This is a genomic window from Pseudoxanthomonas sp. GW2 (genome assembly GCF_000283075.1).
Lineage (GTDB): Bacteria > Pseudomonadota > Gammaproteobacteria > Xanthomonadales > Xanthomonadaceae > Pseudoxanthomonas.
Genome location: NZ_ALIP01000109.1, coordinates 1 through 16,936, shown reverse-complemented (window position 1 = coordinate 16,936; position 16,936 = coordinate 1). Strand labels below are relative to the sequence as shown.

General features: G+C 71.8%; 16 protein-coding genes. 9 read left to right on the top strand and 7 right to left on the bottom strand.

Annotated elements, in window-relative coordinates; translation table 11 throughout:
• Nucleotides 1–32 precede the first annotated feature (32 nt).
• The 4 genes from rlmM to B351_RS0108650 are packed head-to-tail and all read right to left on the bottom strand — an operon-like array spanning nucleotide 33 to nucleotide 4,511.
• Nucleotides 33–1,088 (bottom strand): 23S rRNA (cytidine(2498)-2'-O)-methyltransferase RlmM, encoded by a 1,056-nt coding sequence (gene rlmM / locus B351_RS0108665; protein ID WP_019398645.1) that lies wholly within the window; start codon nucleotides 1,086–1,088, stop codon nucleotides 33–35.
• A 31-nt stretch (nucleotides 1,089–1,119) separates the two neighbouring features.
• Nucleotides 1,120–1,680, bottom strand: a complete 561-nt coding sequence (locus B351_RS0108660) for a nucleoside deaminase (protein ID WP_019398644.1) — start codon at nucleotides 1,678–1,680, stop codon at nucleotides 1,120–1,122.
• Between the two features lie 57 nt (nucleotides 1,681–1,737).
• Nucleotides 1,738–2,718 carry a DMT family transporter gene (locus tag B351_RS0108655; RefSeq protein WP_050992163.1) on the bottom strand — a complete coding sequence of 327 codons (981 nt, stop codon included), beginning with the start codon at nucleotides 2,716–2,718 and terminating at the stop codon, nucleotides 1,738–1,740.
• A 53-nt stretch (nucleotides 2,719–2,771) separates the two neighbouring features.
• Complete coding sequence (locus tag B351_RS0108650) at nucleotides 2,772–4,511, bottom strand: glutamine--tRNA ligase/YqeY domain fusion protein (protein ID WP_019398642.1); 1,740 nt, start codon at nucleotides 4,509–4,511, stop codon at nucleotides 2,772–2,774.
• 135 nt (nucleotides 4,512–4,646) lie between these two features.
• Between B351_RS0108650 and B351_RS0108645 the strand changes: the two genes are divergently transcribed.
• Both B351_RS0108645 and msrA read left to right on the top strand, forming a co-directional pair.
• The gene (locus B351_RS0108645; protein WP_019398641.1) at nucleotides 4,647–4,907 is read left to right on the top strand and encodes a DUF2007 domain-containing protein; all 261 of its coding nucleotides are present in this window, start codon (nucleotides 4,647–4,649) and stop codon (nucleotides 4,905–4,907) included.
• A 25-nt stretch (nucleotides 4,908–4,932) separates the two neighbouring features.
• Complete coding sequence (gene msrA, locus B351_RS0108640; RefSeq protein ID WP_026010520.1) at nucleotides 4,933–5,571, top strand: peptide-methionine (S)-S-oxide reductase MsrA; 639 nt, start codon at nucleotides 4,933–4,935, stop codon at nucleotides 5,569–5,571.
• A gap of 219 nt (nucleotides 5,572–5,790) precedes the next feature.
• Here msrA and B351_RS0108635 read toward each other — a convergent pair whose 3' ends face one another.
• A complete protein-coding gene (locus B351_RS0108635) occupies nucleotides 5,791–6,768 on the bottom strand; it encodes a transaldolase (protein WP_019398639.1) in 978 nt (325 codons plus the stop codon).
• Between the two features lie 242 nt (nucleotides 6,769–7,010).
• Here B351_RS0108635 and pyk point away from each other — a divergent pair, with 242 nt between their 5' ends.
• Entirely contained in the window at nucleotides 7,011–8,477 is a 1,467-nt protein-coding gene (gene pyk / locus B351_RS0108630; RefSeq protein ID WP_019398638.1) for a pyruvate kinase, read from the top strand.
• A 144-nt stretch (nucleotides 8,478–8,621) separates the two neighbouring features.
• Complete coding sequence (locus B351_RS0108625; RefSeq protein ID WP_019398637.1) at nucleotides 8,622–9,629, top strand: class I fructose-bisphosphate aldolase; 1,008 nt, start codon at nucleotides 8,622–8,624, stop codon at nucleotides 9,627–9,629.
• Between the two features lie 75 nt (nucleotides 9,630–9,704).
• Here the strand turns inward: B351_RS0108625 and B351_RS0108620 are convergent, their stop codons facing one another.
• Both B351_RS0108620 and gshB read right to left on the bottom strand, forming a co-directional pair.
• A complete protein-coding gene (locus tag B351_RS0108620; RefSeq protein ID WP_019398636.1) occupies nucleotides 9,705–10,577 on the bottom strand; it encodes an energy transducer TonB in 873 nt (290 codons plus the stop codon).
• A complete protein-coding gene (gene gshB, locus B351_RS0108615) occupies nucleotides 10,574–11,524 on the bottom strand; it encodes a glutathione synthase (protein ID WP_019398635.1) in 951 nt (316 codons plus the stop codon). The genes B351_RS0108620 and gshB overlap by 4 nt, the downstream gene beginning before the upstream one ends.
• Nucleotides 11,525–11,758: 234 nt before the next feature.
• Between gshB and pilG the strand changes: the two genes are divergently transcribed.
• The 5 genes from pilG to B351_RS17995 form a co-directional block, all read left to right on the top strand.
• On the top strand, nucleotides 11,759–12,160 hold the full coding sequence (gene pilG / locus B351_RS0108610; protein WP_013536059.1) for a twitching motility response regulator PilG: 402 nt from the start codon (nucleotides 11,759–11,761) through the stop codon (nucleotides 12,158–12,160).
• 18 nt (nucleotides 12,161–12,178) lie between these two features.
• Complete coding sequence (locus B351_RS0108605; protein WP_019398633.1) at nucleotides 12,179–12,547, top strand: PleD family two-component system response regulator; 369 nt, start codon at nucleotides 12,179–12,181, stop codon at nucleotides 12,545–12,547.
• Nucleotides 12,547–13,077: a chemotaxis protein CheW gene (locus tag B351_RS0108600; protein ID WP_019398632.1), complete on the top strand. Its 531-nt coding sequence runs from the start codon at nucleotides 12,547–12,549 to the stop codon at nucleotides 13,075–13,077. The genes B351_RS0108605 and B351_RS0108600 overlap by 1 nt, the downstream gene beginning before the upstream one ends.
• Nucleotides 13,078–13,117: 40 nt before the next feature.
• Nucleotides 13,118–15,154, top strand: a complete 2,037-nt coding sequence (locus B351_RS0108595) for a methyl-accepting chemotaxis protein (RefSeq protein WP_019398631.1) — start codon at nucleotides 13,118–13,120, stop codon at nucleotides 15,152–15,154.
• 81 nt (nucleotides 15,155–15,235) lie between these two features.
• A partial coding sequence (locus B351_RS17995; RefSeq protein WP_039731217.1) for an Hpt domain-containing protein occupies nucleotides 15,236–16,936 on the top strand: 1,701 nt, incomplete at its 3' end.

Here is a 16,936-nt window from a genome sequence, read left to right as displayed (position 1 = left end):
GCCACGGATGGCGGCGGGCACGGGCCGCCGGCTCAGCCGGCGGGCATCGCCAGGACCGTGATCTCCTCGCGGTCGTGGTACAGCTGGCGCGCGCGGATGGTGAGCGGGCGTCCGGCCTGGGCCGCGAACAGGTCCAGGCACAGCCGGGTTTCCTGCCAGCGCTTCTTCATCGGCAGCTTGAGGTTGAACACCGCCTGCCGGCACCAGCCTTCGGCGAACCACTGCGCCATGCGCGCGGCCACCCGGCTGGGCTGCTCGACCATGTCGCACACCATCCAGTCCAGCGGCTGGGCCGGTTTCCAGTGGAAGCCGTCGGCGCGCAGGTGCTCGACCAGGCCGGTGTCCAGCACGTGCTGGCGCAGCGGGCCGTTGTCGACCGAGGTCACGCGCAGGTGGTGGCGGGTGAGTACCCAGGTCCAGCCGCCGGGCGCGGCGCCGAGGTCGGCCGCGGTCATGCCGGGACGCAGCAGGCGCTCGCGCTCGCTTTCGCCCAGCAGGACCAGAAAGGCCTCCTCCAGCTTCAGCGCCGAGCGCGAGGGCGCTTCCGGATGCAGCTTCAGCCGCGGGATGCCCAGCGGCCAGGGCGCGCTGTCGCGCGGGTCGGCCAGGGCCAGCAGCAGGTGGTCGCCGGCCAGGAAGCACACGTGCAGACGCGGCAGGCGCGGGTCTTCCTTCGCGCCGAGCACGCCGGCCTTGCGCAGCGCCGGGCGTAGCGCGTTGCCGAAGCTGCGTGCCAGGCCGGAGAGCGGCTTGCCGGCGTCCGAATCCGGATGCTCGACCCAGGCATCGCCCACGCGCAGGCCCTCCGGCAACGCCGCCAGCAGCGGCGCCAGCCGGTCCTTCGGATCGATCCCGCGCAGCTCGGCCAGCAGGCGCAGCTTCTGCCGCGCGAACACCAGCTCGCGGAACGGCAGGGCGCGCTCCAGCGCGCGCGCGTCGGCCGCGTCGCCGGTGACGAACAGCACGTAGCCGTCGTCGCGGCCGGCGCGGGCGTAGCCGGGGATGTCGGCGGCCGCGGCACGCTCGCCCAGCTCGGCGGCCAGTTCCGGCTCGAAGCCCTGGCGGCAGTAGCCGAGCAGTCCGTTCATCGGGTGGCCTCCGGCATCTGCGTGGATCGCATCAGTACTTGTCGCCGCCGCTCTCGCCGTAGGCGCGCAACACCTCGCGCGCCTGCCCGCGCAGGATGTCGCGCGCCACCGCGATGCCGCGGCGCTCCAGCTCGCCGGTCCAGTCCGCCGGCAGCGGGCCCTCGTCGAACTCGGTCAGTTCCATCACGTCCTCGGCGCGGGCGCCGATCAGCAGGCGGTCGATCCCGGCCCAGATGGTGGCGCCGTAGCACTGGCAGCACGGCTGCGAGGAGGTGGCCAGGGTCACCGGCGAGAGCACGTCGTTGAGGCGCGGGGTCTGCAGCTTCTGCTGCGCCAGCATGTAGGCCATGTTCTCGGCATGCGCCAGCGAGGTGGTGTGCGGCACCACGCGGTTCACGCCGGCCGCGATCACCCGGTGATCCGGCCCGAACACCACCGCGCCGAACGGCCCGCCGCTGCGCGCCTGGACGTTGCGGCGCGACAGCTCGATCGCCAGCGCCACCTTCTCCTCGTCCGTGGCGAAAACGGCGGCCGGATCGAAGGCTTCGTGGATCCAGACCGGGAGGGTGAGGTGGACCTGGGCGTGCAGCATGGTGTTCCTGGGAAGTACGGGGGAATCGTGCAGTGTATCGGCCGCCCCCGGCCGCGGCTAACCGGCGTGCGCGGGCGCCTGCGCCGGTGCGTGCAGCGCCGCGCACCACAGCACCCCGGCCAGCAGGCAGGCGATGGCCGCGATTTCCAGCAGCCCGGGCAGGCGCCATTCCCACAGGAAGCCGTAGAGCAGGGCGAACAGGGTTTCGAACACGATCATCTGCCCGGCCAGGCTCAGTGGCAGGCGGCGGCTGGCCGCGTTCCAGAACGCGTTGCCGACCACCGAGGCGAACAGGGCCAGCGCGGAGGAGATTCCCAGCAGGCGCAGCCAGGCGCCCGGCTCGTGCGCGGATGCATCCCACAGCAGCGCCAGCGGCGCCAGCAGCAGGGCCAGGCCGCCGGTGGCCACGCCGGTCAGCAGCGACCAGTCGCGGCTGGAGATGTCCGGACGCCGCTCCAGCCAGCGTGCGTTGCCGACCGAGTACGCCGACCACGACACCAGCGCGCCGACCGCGCAGGCCAGCCCGCCGATGCTGCTGGCGGCATCGCTGCTGAGCCCGCGTCCGGCGCGCACCGCATCGACGGCCACCAGGGCCATGCCCAGCACCGACAGCACGCAGGGGCCGGCCAGCGCGCGCAGGCGCGGGCCGCTCGCATGGTGGCGGCGCACGCCGGCCACGGTGACCACCACCGGCACCAGGCCCACGATCAGCGCGGTCGCGGCGCCGCCGGCGGCGTGGATGGCGCTGGCCAGCAGCACGAAATAGAGGAGGTTGCCCAGCAGGCTCAGCGCGACCAGCGCGCGCCATTCCGCCTTGCCCAGCGGCGCGGTGGCGCGGCGCCATCGCGGTACGAGCAGGGCCAGGGCGAGCACGCCGTAGGCCAGGTAGCGCGCCACCGACTGCTGCAGCGCGCCGAAGTCCGGCAGCAGCTGCGGCGCCAGGAACACCAGGCCCCACAGCGCGCCGGCGGCCACGCCGCTGGCCACGCCCCCGGCCAGGCCCGGGTGCGTGCGCGGATGGGGGGCGGGTGGCGACATCGCGGATCGGGCGTGGCCGGCCGCGGCCGGCCACGCGACGGGTCAGGGGTGGGTCAGCCGGCCCAGGTGTCGCGCAGGGTCACGCTGCGGTTGAACACCGGCGCGTCGGCGCGGTGGTCGTAGCGGTCGGCGACGAAGTAGCCGGTGCGCTCGAACTGGAACGACTGCTCCGGCGCAGCCCCGGCGGCGGCCGGTTCCACCCAGCCGCGGACGATCTTCTTCGAGTCCGGGTTGAGGTGGTCGCGGTAGGTCTTGCCGTCGGATTCGTCGTCCGGCTTCTCGACCAGGAACAGGCGGTCGTACAGGCGGATCTCCGCGGCCACGGCATGCCTGGCCGAGACCCAGTGGATGGTGCCCTTGACCTTGCGATTGGCGCCTTCCATGCCCGGGCGCGATTCCGGGTCCAGCCAGCCGCGCAGCTCGATCACGTTGCCCGCCTCGTCCTTGACCACTTCGTCGATGCGCACGATGCCGGCGCCGCGCAGGCGGGCCTCGCCGCCGGGGACCAGGCGCTTCCAGCCCTTGGGCGGGACCTCGGCGAAGTCCTCGCGCTCGATCCACAGCTCGCGCGAGAACGGCACCTGGCGCTGGCCCTGCGCCTCGTCCTTCGGGTGGTTCGGGAAGCTGAGCGACTCCTCGTGGTCTTCCGCCAGGTTGGTCAGCACCAGCTTCAGCGGGTCGATCACCGCCATGCGCCGCGGCGCGGTGGCGTCCAGGTCCTCGCGCAGGCAGCCTTCGAGCACCGAGAAGTCGATCACCGAGTTCTGCTTGGAGATGCCGACGCGGTCCACCAGCAGGCGCAGCGCGGCCGGGGTGTACCCGCGCCGGCGCAGTCCCTGCAGGGTGTACATGCGCGGGTCGTCCCAGCCGTCGACCAGGCCTTCGGCGACCAGCTGGGTCAGCTTGCGCTTGCTCATCACCGTGTAGTTGATGTTCAGGCGCGAGAACTCGATCTGGCGCGGCTTGGCGGCCTCGATCGGCAGGCCCTTGGCCTTCAGCGGCTCCAGCAGCTCCGGGTGCCCGGCCAGGTCGACGTTGTCCACGCACCAGTCGTACAGCGGACGGTGGTCCTCGAACTCCAGGGTGCACAGGGAGTGGGTGATGCCCTCGATGGCGTCGCCCAGGGAATGGGCGAAGTCGTACATCGGGTAGATCGGCCAGGCGTTGCCGGTGTTCTGGTGTTCGACGTGCTTGATCCGGTACAGCGCCGGGTCGCGCATGTTGATGTTGCCGCTGGCCATGTCGATCCTGGCGCGCAGGGTGCGGCTGCCGTCCGGGAACTCGCCGGCGCGCATGCGCCGGAACAGGTCCAGGTTCTCCTCGACGCTGCGGTTGCGGTACGGCGACTCGCGGCCCGGCTCGGTCAGGGTGCCGCGGTAGGCGCGCACTTCCTCCGGCGACAGGTCGCAGACGTAGGCCTTGCCGTCCTTGATCAGCTTCTCCGCGGCCAGGTAGTAGACCTCGAAGTAGTCCGAGGCATGGCGCAGGCTGGCCCATTCGAAGCCCAGCCAGCGCACGTCGTCCTGGATGGCACGCACGAACTCGGGGTCTTCCTTGGCCGGGTTGGTGTCGTCGAAGCGCAGGTTGCAGCGCCCGCCGAACTCGGCGGCGATGCCGAAGTCCAGGCAGATCGCCTTGGCATGGCCGATGTGCAGGTAGCCGTTGGGCTCGGGCGGGAAGCGGGTCTTGATCGCGGTGTGCTTGCCGCTGGCCAGGTCCTCGCGGACGATCTGGCGGATGAAGTCGCGCTTCTCGGGAACGGCTTCGGTGGCGGGCGTGGTGGCTTCGGACATCGTGGCGGGGGCTGCGAAGGCAAACCGCAAGTTTAGCCGAGCACCGCGGTCCCCGGGCCGCGGTGCCGCGGCCGTTCAGGGCCGCCGGACCGGCCGGGCGTATGCTCGGGGCCAGCCCATCCCCCGGGAGCCCCCATGCAGGTCGCCTACCGCGCCCATAACCTGATCGACGCCCACCTGGCCCGGCACGTGCTGGAGGACGCCGGGATCCCGGCCTTCGTCTTCGGCGAGAACCTGCTGGGCGCGGCCGGGGAGCTGCCCCTGTTCGGGGTGCTGCGGGTATGCGTGCCCGACTCCTCGCTGCCCCTGGCCGATGCAGCGTTGCGCGCCGCCGGCTTGCGGGCCGACCCGGAGGACCCCATCCCGGAGGCCGACCCCGGCCTGCTGCCGGCCTGAAGGAGACCCCATGAGCCTGGAATCCCTGCTTGGCATCGGTGCCTGGAAGCAACGCATGCCGCGCCCGGAGGACCTGCTGCCGGGCCGCCCGGACCCGCTGCCGTTGCACAACGTCCACCACGTCCACGGCCGCCCGCTGCGCGGCGAGTTCCCCGGCATGGAGCAGGTGGAGTTCGGCATGGGCTGCTTCTGGGGCGCCGAGCGCAAGTTCTGGCAGGTGCCGGGGGTGTTCACCACCGCGGTCGGCTATGCCGGCGGCGGCACGCCCAACCCCACCTACGAGGAGGTCTGCTCCGGCCGCACCGGGCATGCCGAGGTGGTGCGGGTGGTCTACGACCCGGCCCGGGTGGACTTCGCCAACTTGCTGAAGCTGTTCTGGGAAAGCCACGACCCGACCCAGGGCATGCGCCAGGGCAACGACGTCGGCACCCAGTACCGCTCGGCCATCCACAGCCATACCGCCGCCCAGCACGCGGCGGCGCAGGCCAGCCTCGAGGCCTACCAGGCGTCGCTGGCGGCAGCCGGCTATCCGCCGGTCACCACCGAGCTGCTGTACCCGGCGCCGCCGTTCTACTACGCCGAGGACCTGCACCAGCAGTACCTGTCCAAGAACCCGAACGGTTATTGCGGGCTGGGCGGGACGGGAGTGTCCTGCCCGATCTGAGCGGTGCCGCCCGCGGACGACGGCAAGCGCGGGCAGCCGGCTTGGGAGGGGCTGCCGTTCCGGGCGGGCATGGGCATGGCGCGGCGTCCAGGCGCGGCTCCGACCGGCCGTGCCTCCGTGGCGCCACCGCGGTCGTGCAGCCCGATGCACCCAAGGAAAAAGGCCGCCCTGGGGCGGCCTTTCCGGTTCGGGCCGGGGGCGGCAGGGCCGCCGTGGCGATCAGGCGCCCAGGCGGGCGCCGATGTCGGCGCGCAGGGCGTCCAGGTCCTTGGCGAAGGCGGCGATGCCTTCGGCCAGCTTCTCCGAGGCCATGGCATCGGCGGCCAGGTCGGCGGCGAAGCTCTCGGCGGTGACCGGGGCCACGGCGCGGTCCTCGCGCGGCAGCGGCGACAGCTTGCGCTCCACCACGCCGGTGGAGCTGGCCAGCTGCTCGAGCAGGTCCGGCGAGATGGTCAGGCGGTCGCAGCCGGCCAGGGCCAGCACCTGGTCCACCGAGCGGAACGAGGCGCCCATCACCACGGTGGCGTGGCCGCGCTTCTTGAACTCGTTGTACACGCCGCGCACGAACTTCACGCCCGGGTCCTCGTCGATGCTCGCCGGCACCTGGCCGCGGGCCTTGTACCAGTCGAGGATGCGGCCGACGAAGGGCGAGATCAGGAACGCGCCGGCCTCGGCGCAGGCCAGGGCCTGGGTCGGGTTGAAGATCAGGGTCAGGTTGCAGTCGATGCCCTCGGCCTGCAGCTGGCGCGCGGCCTCCACGCCTTCCCAGGTGGCGGCGACCTTGATCAGCACCTTCTCGCGCGGGATGCCGCGCTCGGCATACATCTGGATGAACTTGCGCGCCTTGGCCACGGTGGCGGCGGTGTCGTGCGCCAGGTCGGCGTCGACCTCGGTCGAGACCCGGCCCGGGATCAGCTCGCTGAGCATCGCGCCCACGCCCACGGTCAGGCGGTCGGCGACCTCGTCGACCACGGCCTTGCCGGGCGCGCCCTGGGCGCGGGCCCATTCCAGCTCGCGCTCGATCAGCCCGGCGTAGACCGGTAGGTCCAGGGCCTTCTTCACCAGGGTGGGGTTGGTGGTGCAGTCCACCGGCTTGAGCCGGGCGATGGCGTCGTAGTCGCCGGTGTCGGCCACCACCACGGACAGTTCGCGCAGCTGCTGCAGGCGGGACGGGGAAGAGGTGTCGGTGCTGGTCATGTCGTTTCCTGGGATCGGGCAACGGTTGTGCCGCTCCTCCGCGGGGCGGGGATGGGCGGGTACACCCCGATTATGCGATGCTGTGGATGGTAGCGGTACCAACACGCTGCGTCCCATTCTCCGGCGTATGTGACATGCGCCGGGAAATCCTTGCCCCATGTGGATTTGCGCCATTGACAGCGCTGCCGTCGGGTGCGCCCTTTGTGATAGTTTTCCCTGCCTTTTCGGAAGCCCCTGCCAAGATGACCGACCGCCTGCGCCGCACCAAGATCCTTGCCACCCTCGGACCGGCCACCGACCCGCCGGGGGTCCTCGAGGCGCTGTTCCGCGCGGGCGTCAACGTCGTGCGGCTGAACTTCTCCCACGGCGATCCCTCCGGCCAGGCCAAGCGCGCCGCCGAGGTCCGCATCGCCGCGCAGAAGGTCGGCGCCGAGGTCGGCATCCTGGCCGACCTGCCGGGTCCGAAGATCCGCATCGAGCGCTTCGCCACCGGCAAGGTCAACCTCAAGGCCGGCGACCGCTTCGATCTGGTGGCCGAGGCCGACTTCCCGGCCGGCGACGCCACCCAGGTCGGCGTCAGCTACCTGGGCCTGCCCGGCGACGTGAAGCCCGGCGACGTGCTGCTGCTGGACGACGGCCTGATGCAGCTGCGCGTGGAGCAGGTGCAGGGCACCCGCATCGTCTGCACGGTGCTCAACGACGGCGTGCTGTCCGACCGCAAGGGCCTGAACAAGCAGGGTGGCGGCCTGTCCCTGGGCGCGCTGACCGACCGCGACCGCGAGCTGATCGGCGTGGCCGCCAAGATCGGCGTGGACTTCATCGCCGTGTCCTTCTGCCGCAACGCCGAGGACATGAACGAGGCCCGCCGCATCGCCCGCGAGCACGGCTCCGACGCGGCGCTGGTGTCCAAGATCGAGCGCACCGAGGCGATCGAGAACCTGGCCGAGATCATCGAGGCCTCCGACGTGGTCATGGTCGCCCGCGGCGACCTGGGCGTGGAGATCGGCGACGCCGAGCTGCCGGGCCTGCAGAAGAAGATCATCCGCGAGTCGCTGGCGCGCAACCGCGTGGTGATCACCGCCACCCAGATGCTGCAGTCGATGGTCGAGAGCCCGATCCCGACCCGCGCCGAGGTGCTGGACGTGGCCAACGCGGTGATCGACGGCACCGACGCGGTGATGCTGTCGGCCGAGACCGCCGCCGGTGCCTACCCGGTCAAGGCGGTGGAGGCGATGGCCCGGATCTGCCTGGGCGCCGAGCGCCAGTTCCAGACCGAGACCGACTTCAGCAAGGCCCAGCGCAACCTGGAGCGCGCCGACCAGGCCATCGCCATGGCCACCATGTTCCTGTCCGAGCACATCGGCGTGCGCGCGATCGTGGCCATGACCGAGTCCGGCGGCACCCCGCGCTACCTGTCGCGCTTCCGCGCCAAGGCCCCGATCTACGCCATCACCCGCCACGACGGCGCGCGCCGGCGCATGGCGCTGATGCGCGACGTGTTCCCGATCAACTTCGACAGCCGCGGCCTGACCCCGCGCGAGGCCGCGCGCGGCAGCATCCGCGTGCTGGTCGACGCCGGCATGCTGGCCGGCGGCGACCGCGTGGTGTTCACCTCCGGCGAGCACATGGAAACCCACGGCGCGACCAATACCCTGCGCCTGCTGGAAGTCGGGCCCGACGGCCGCGCCAGCGGCCTGGGCGACCTGTAAGGGTCGGCCGGAACCTGTCGCGACGGACGGGCGCCTGCGGGCGCCCGTCCTGTTTGCGGGCCTTGCCGGCGCGCCGGGCTGCACGGGGCGTGGCGAGGGCGGCGGCTATACTTCACGGCCCCCGTTCCCCGCGCAGGACCCCCCATGAGCATCGAACAGCTGGCCGAAACCGCGCAGGCGCTCGTCGCCCCGGGCAAGGGCATCATCGCCATCGACGAGTCCACCGCGACCATCGGCAAGCGCTTCGCCGCGGTTGGGATCGACAACACCGGGGAGAACCGCCGCGCCTACCGCGAGCTGCTGCTCACCACGCCGAAGCTGTCCGAGCACATCTCCGGCGCGATCCTGTACGACGAGACCATCCGCCAGGCCACCGGCGACGGCGTGCCGTTCCCGCAGTACATGGCCGGGCAGGGCATCCTGCCGGGCATCAAGGTCGACAAGGGCACCGTGCCGCTGGCCGGCTACCCCGGCGAGCTGGTGACCGAGGGCCTGGACGGCCTGCGCGAGCGCCTGCAGGAGTACTACCGGCTGGGCGCGCGTTTCGCCAAGTGGCGCGCGGTGATCACCATCGGCGAGGACATCCCCACCGGCACCTGCATCGACGTCAACGCCCACGCCCTGGCGCGCTATGCGGCGCTGTGCCAGGAGCAGGGCCTGGTGCCGGTGGTCGAGCCGGAGGTGCTGATGGACGGCGGCCACGACATCGAGACCTGCTACGAGGTCACCGAGGCCGTGCTGCGCTCCCTGTTCGGCTCGCTGTACGACCAGAACGTGCTGCTGGAAGGCACGATCCTGAAGGCCTCGATGGTCATTTCCGGCAAGGACTGCCCGGAGCAGGCCGACGTGCAGGAAGTGGCCGAGTCCACCCTGATGTGCCTGAAGACCACGGTGCCGGCGATCCTGCCGGGCATCGTGTTCCTGTCCGGCGGCCAGGACGACGAGCGCGCCACCGCGCACCTGGACGCGATGAACCGGCTTGGCCCCAACCCGTGGACCCTCAGCTTCTCCTACGGCCGGGCCATGCAGCAGGCCGCGCTGCAGCTGTGGGCGCGGGACATGGAGAACAACCTGCGCAAGGCCCAGGACCTGGTCTATGCCAGGGCCAGGGCCAATGGCCTGGCCGCGCTGGGGCAGTGGCAGGGCGACTGAGCCGCCCGCCCCGCGGTGCACCCGGGAACGCCGGCCATGGGCCGGCGTTTTCCCGCTTGGCGGGCGGGTGGCGGCTTACTCGGTGTGCAGCTCGCCGCCGGGCTTGAACACCCAGGTGCGGGTAACGTGCAGCACGTCGACCCCGTCGTTGGTGTCCGGCAGCGGCGGGAACGGTTCGGCCAGGCGCACGATGCGCTCGGCCGAGGCGTCCAGCAGCGGGGTACCGCTGGAGCGCAGGATGCGGGTGCTTTCCACCGTGCCGTCGCGGCGCACGCCGACGCTGATCACCACCTGGCCGCCGAGGCGGCGGCGCCGGGCCTCGTCCGGATAGTTGAGGTTGCCGATGCGCTCGGCGCGGTCCACCCAGGCGCGCAGGTAGTTGGCGTAGGCGTACTCGCGGGTGCTGGCGGAGACGAACTTGCGGGTCGGGCGCTTGGCGTACAGCTCCGAGCGCAGGTAGACCTCGGCCGCCAGCCGCGCCATCTCCGCGTCGCGCGCGGCCTTGGCCGGGCTGGCCGGGGGCAGGGTATCGGCCTGCTCGCGCGGCTGCGGCTCGGGCACCGCGTCCTCGCCGCGGCGGCTGGCCACCACCCGGGCCTGGGTCTCCGGGGCCGGCGCCGGGTCCTGGCGCTGCCGCGGCAGCGGCGCCTCGCCCGGCTCGGCCCGTGGCACCGCGCCGGCCTGGCTGTCGCGCGGGCGCTGCGCACGGTCGTGCTCGCCGCCACCACGGTTGTTGGCCTGGGCCAGGAAGTCGGCCTGTTCCGGGGTCAGCTCGGTGCTGGTGTTGCTGAAGATCACGTCCAGGGTCGGCACCAGCGGGGCCTCGCCGCGGAAGGCGAAGCCCAGGCCCAGGATCAGGATCCCGTGGACCAGCGCCGACAGCACCAGGGTGGCGCTCAGGCGCTGCCGCTCCCCGATCCGCGGCGGTGCCACCTGGGCCGTGCTCATGCCGCCGGCCCGGCCTCGATGGCGTCGAACAGCAGCCCGGCGATGTTCAGGCCGAACTGCGCGTCCAGCTCGCGCACGCAGGTGGGGCTGGTGACGTTGACCTCGGTCAGGTAGTCGCCGATCACGTCCAGGCCGACGAAGCGCATGCCGCGGCGGCGCATCTCCGGGCCGACCTGGGCGGCGATCCAGCGGTCGCGCTCGGACAGCGGGCGGCCCACGCCGCGGCCGCCGGCGGCCAGGTTGCCGCGGAACTCGTCGCCCTGCGGGATCCGAGCCAGGCAATAGTCCACCGGCACCCCGTCGACCAGCAGGATGCGCTTGTCGCCGTCGGTGATCTCCGGGATGTAGCGCTGGGCCAGGGCCAGCTTGCGCCCGCCCTCGGTCAGCGTCTCCAGGATCACGTTCAGGTTGGGATCGCCGGCCTGGCTGAGGAAGATCGAGCGCCCGCCCATGCCGTCCAGCGGCTTGAGCACCACCCGGCCGTGTTCGGCGGCGAAGGCCTTCAGCGCGGCCGGGTCGCGGCTGATCCGGGTCGGCGGGCAGCACTGCGGGAACAGCTGGGCGGCAAGCTTCTCGTTGAAGTCGCGCAGGCCCTGCGGGTTGTTCACCACCTCCGCCCCGGCCGCCCGGGCGATGTCCAGGATGTGGGTGTCATAGAGGTACTCGCCGTCGAACGGCGGGTCCTTGCGCATCAGCACCACCTGGCCGGGGCCGAAGGCCAGCTCGGCGTAATCGCCCAGCTCGTACCAGCCGGCCTTGTCGTCGCGCACCCGCAGCGGGGCGGCGGTGGCCACGGCGCGGCCGTCGCGCAGGCCCAGCCCGCCGGGGCGGACGTAGTGCAGGCGGTGGCCGCGCCGCTGCGCCTCCAGGAGCATGGCGAAGGTGGTGTCCTTGGCGATCTTGATCGACCCGATCGGGTCCATCACCACGACGACGTCCAGGGGCATTGGGGCGGGCCGCACACGTAGGGAAGGCAGGCCGGTGATGTTAGCCCATCGTCCGCGGCCGCGACCGGCCCGGGCGGCCCCGGCCCGCGCGGCGTGCCGGCGGTCGCGCCGCGCCGGTGACGCAGGTGCACAAACCCACGCCGGGCTTGACAGGTTTTCCCGGTACTGGGATATAGACACCCAAGCAGCGGTGCCGGGAATGAAGAAGCGCCGCGCGCAAGGGGAACCAGGGTAATGACTGACAACACGGCCCCAGCCGGGGCATTGGGTGGCCTGCGGGTACTGGTCATCGACGACTCAAAGACCATCCGCCGCACCGCCGAGACCCTGCTCAAGCGCGAGGGCTGCGAGGTGGTCACGGCCAGCGACGGCTTCGAGGCGCTGGCCAAGATCGCCGACCAGCAGCCGCAGATCATCTTCGTCGACATCATGATGCCGCGGCTCGACGGCTATCAGACCTGCGCGCTGATCAAGGGCAACCAGAAGTTCAAGTCGACGCCGGTGATCATGCTGTCCTCCAAGGACGGCCTGTTCGACAAGGCGCGCGGCCGCATCGTCGGCTCCGAGCAATACCTCACCAAGCCATTCACGCGGGAAGAACTGCTCGGGGCAATCCGTACGTACGTCAACGCCTGACCGGGGGGCAGGCAAAACATGGCTCGAATCCTGCTGATCGAAGATTCGCCGACCGATCGTGCCGTCTTCACCCAGTGGCTGGAGCGCGGCGGACACCAGGTCCTGCTCGCGACCAACGCCGAGGACGGACTTGAACTGGCACGCAAGCAGCTGCCCGACCTCGTACTGATGGACGTGGTGCTTCCGGGCATGAGTGGTTTCCAGGCCACCCGCGCGCTCAGCCGCGACGAGGCCACCAGCAAGATCCCGGTGCTGATCGTCAGCACCAAGAGCATGGAGACCGACCGCGCCTGGGCCATGCGCCAAGGCGCGGTGGACTACGTGGTCAAGCCGCCGCGCGAAGAGGACCTGATGGCGCGCATCAACCAGCTGGTGGGCGCGGCCTGATGCGCACTCCGTTCGACATCCTTTCCGACTACGAGCGCCGCAGCCTGGCGCACGCGGTGCAGCTGCCGGCGCGCGAGCTGGGCCCGGAGACCTGGCGCGGCGTCGGCTACCGCATCGGCCGGCAGCGGCTGGTGTCGCAGTTCGGCGAGGTGGTCGAGATCATGCCGATGCCGCCGGTGACGCCCGTCCCCGGCGCGCAGCCGTGGCTGCTGGGCATCGGCAACCTGCGCGGCAACCTGTTCCCGGTCATCGACCTGAAGCTGTTCCTGGAAGGCGAGCGCACCGTCCTGCACGAGGGCCAGCGCGTGCTGGTCATGCGCCAGCAGGGCGGCGACGTGGCGCTGACTATCGACGAGCTGTACGGCCAGCGCGCCTTCAGCGAGGACCAGGCAATCGACCCGGCGCCGCTGGCCCGCGGCCGCTACGCCCACTTCGTCGAGCGCGCGTTCCACAGCGAGGGCGCGGACTGGGCGGTGTTCTCCCTGTCCAGGCTGGCCCGTACCCCTGAATTCAGGCAGGCCGCGGCGTGAGCGGCGGCCCCTCCAAGAATCCGATCGAGGCAATACGCGAATGAGCACTGCACCGGAATCCCCGAAGACCAGCCGCCTGGGTGGCGTGAGCACCGGGTTCTGGCTGGTCCTGCTGGTGCTGTCGGTGGTGGTGTTCGCCACCAACACCGGTGTGGCGACCTACCAGGGCAGCCGGCTGGCCGGCGCCAGCACCGGCGCGGCCGACCTGCAGGTGCTCTCGCAGCAGCTTGCCAACCAGGGCCGCGACGCGGTCGGCGGCAACGCCGAGGCGTTCACCGCCTTCCGCCAGACCCGCACCCGCATCGTCAGCACGGTGAGCGGGCTGCAGCAGCGCTTCGGCGGCGAGCCGGGCGTGGCCGCGCCGCTGCAGCAGCTGGGCCGCACCTGGAACCCGCTGGCCCGGCAATCGGCGCAGATCCTTGAGTCCGAGGAGGCGGTGCTGGCCCTGGCCGGCAACGCCGACCGCTTCGTCGGCCGCGTGCCGCAGCTGCAGGCGCAGCTGAACGAGGTGGTGCGCGCGATGACCGCCGGCGGCGCGCCCGCCGCGCAGGTGTTCAATGCCCTGCAGCAGGTCGTGGTCGCCGGCACCATGGCCCGCCGCGTCACCGAGATCCGCGCCGGCGGTCCCGGCGCCAGCGCCGCCGGCGACGCCCTGGCCCGCGACGCGGTGGTGTTCACCCAGGTGCTGACCGGCCTGATGGAGGGCAACGAGGAACTGGGCATCGCCCAGGTCCGCAACCCCGCCGCCCAGGCCGCCCTGCAGCAGTCGCAGGAACAGTGGAACGAGATGCGCAAGGACGTCGAGGCGATCCTGGCCAGCTCGCGCAACCTGTTCGCCGCGCAGACCGCGGCCGCCAGCCTGGTGGCCGGCTCGTCGCAGATGCTGGAGGACAGCAAGCGCGTGTTCGAGGCGTTCGCCGCCTTCGGTTCGGCCCGCGACACCCGCGTGTTCCCGAACTTCTGGATCGGCGTGGTTTCCGGCGTGCTGGCGCTGCTGTCGCTGATCGGCTTCGTGTGGAGCTCGGTGCGCAACCGCCAGCGCGAGCAGGAGCTGCGCTACCAGGCCCAGGTGGAGTTCAACAGCCGCAACCAGCAGGCGATCATGCGGCTGCTGGACGAAATCAGCTCGCTGGGTGAAGGCGACCTGACGGTGAAGGCCTCGGTGACCGAGGACATGACCGGCGCGATCGCGGACGCGATCAACTACGCGGTGGACGAGCTGCGCAACCTGGTGACCACGATCAACGACACCTCGGTGCAGGTCGCGGCCTCGTCCCAGGAGACCCAGGCCACCGCGCTGCAGCTGGCCGAGGCGTCCAACCACCAGGCCGAGCAGATCAACGCCGCCTCCCAGCGCATCGCTGAAATCGCGGCCAGCATCGAGCAGGTGTCGCGCAACTCCACCGAATCGGCGGAAGTGGCGCAGCGCTCGGTGGTCATCGCGGCCGAGGGCGCCGGCGTGGTGCGCGAGACCATCAACGGCATGGACCAGATCCGCGACCAGATCCAGGAGACCTCCAAGCGCATCAAGCGCCTGGGCGAGTCGTCCCAGGAGATCGGCTCGATCGTGGAACTGATCAACGACATTTCCGAGCAGACCAACATCCTGGCGCTCAACGCGGCCGTGCAGGCGGCCGCGGCGGGCGAGACGGGCCGCGGCTTCGCGGTGGTGGCGGACGAAGTGCAGCGCCTGGCGGAACGCACCTCCAACGCGACCCGGCGAATCGAAGGCCTGGTCCAGGCGATCCAGGCCGACACCAACGAGGCGGTCAGCTCGATGGAGCAGACCACCGCCGAGGTGGTGTCCGGTGCCCGCCTGGCCGAGGACGCCGGTACCGCGCTGACCGAGATCGAGCGCGTGTCCAACGCCCTGAACGAGCTGATCAAGAACATCTCGGTCGCCGCCCAGCAGCAGGCCGGCGCGGCCGCCGACATCACCAAGACCATGGAAGTGGTCCGCCAGATTTCCGCCCAGACTTCGCGGGGCGCGGGCCAGACGGCCGAATCGATCGGACACCTGGCGCAGCTGGCTGCCGACCTGCGCCGCTCGGTCGCCGACTTCAAGCTGCCTGGCTGATCAGATGGGCCTGACGGGGGATGATGGAATGAAGATGGCCCGGTATCCGCGCCTTGGCTGCCCGGCGGCATGGGGGCAGGCATGAGTGCGCTGCGCGACGCGATGAGCCACGCCGTACTCGGCTGGGTCAAGCCCGAGCTGGACGAGACCCTGCGCCAGGCGCGCGGGGAGATCGAGGCGTTCGTCGAGAACCCCTCCGACAGCAGCCGCATGCGCTTCTGCGCCGGCTACCTGCACCAGGTGCAGGGCACGCTGCGGATGGTCGAGCTGTACGCCCCGGCGATGGTCGCCGAGGAGATGGAGCTGCTGGCCCAGGCCCTGCAGCAGGGCGCGGCCAACGACCGCGACGAGGCCTGCGCCACCCTGATGCGCGGCACCGTGCTGCTGCCCGACTACCTGGAGCGCCTGCAGAACGGCCATCGCGACATCCCGATCGTGCTGCTGCCGCTGCTCAACGACATCCGCGCCGCGCGCGGTGCCGCCGGACTCAACGAGAGCGTGCTGTTCGCCCCGGACCTGAGCGCGCCGCTGCCGGCGCAGCTGCCGGCGCCCTCCGCGCTGCCGTGGGCGCAGCGCCAGGACCTGGTCGCCGCCGCCCTGCGCCGTTTCCAGGAAGCGATGCTGGCGTGGCCGGAGAACGGCGCCCCCGGCGACACCGCGATGCTGGCCGAGGCGACCGCCGAACTGCTGCGCAACGCCAGCCACGAGACCACCCGGCGCATGCTGTGGGTGCTGTCCTCGGTGACCGCCGCGCTGCGCGACGGCGCCCTGGCCGGCAACGAGAACCTGCGCGGCGCCTTCGCCGCCGCGCTGCGCGCGTTGCAGCAGGCCAGCGAGAACGAGGCCCTGCCGGCCGCCTCGCGCGGCGTGTCGACCCAGGAGCCGACCCGCCAGCTGCTGTACGCGGTCGCCTACGCGCGCACGCCGCACCCGGCGCTGGATGAACTGCGCCGCGCGTTCGACCTGGACGCGCAGATGCCCAGCGAGGCCGAGCTGGACCACGCCCGCGGCAGCCTGGCCGGCCGCAACCGCGACCTGCTCAACACCGTCGGCGGGGTGGTCAAGGAGGAATTGCTGCGGGTGAAGGACGCGCTGGACCTGCACCTGCGCACCGGCGGCGACGTCGCCGCGCTGCAGCCGCAGGCCGCCGACCTGACCCGGGTGGCCGACACCCTGGGCATGCTCGGCCTGGGCGTGGCCCGCGACGTGGTGCTGCAGCAGCGCGACGCGCTGCAGGCCATCGCCGCCGGCAACGCGCCGGCGAGCGAGGGCGCGCTGCTGGACATCGCCGGCGCGCTGCTCTACGTGGACGCCACCCTCGACGACCAGGTTGCCAGCCTGGGCGCGGGCGAGGAGGGCGCGGAGGATGCCGCCGCGGCCGAGGCCCGGCGCACGGTGGAGGTGCTGGCGCACGAGGCGCTGGCCAACTTCGCCGCCGCGCGCGAGGACTTCGTCGCCTTCATCGAGACCAACTGGGACCATGCCCGGCTGGAATCGGTGCCGCGCCTGCTGGAGGAAGTGGCCGGCGCGCTGCGCATGCTCGAGCTGGGCGAGCCGGCCGATTACCTGGAAGGCGTGCGCCGCTACATCCTGACCGAGCTGATCGGGCGCCGGCGCGTGCCCAGCGGCCGCCAGCTGGACACCCTGGCCGACGCCATGGCCAGCCTGGAGTACTACCTGGAGGCGCTGCGCGACCGCCGGCCCAACCGCGCCGAGATCCTGGAGATCGCGCGCAGTAGCCTGGAAAGCCTGAACTACTGGCCGCTGCCGGACGCCCACGCC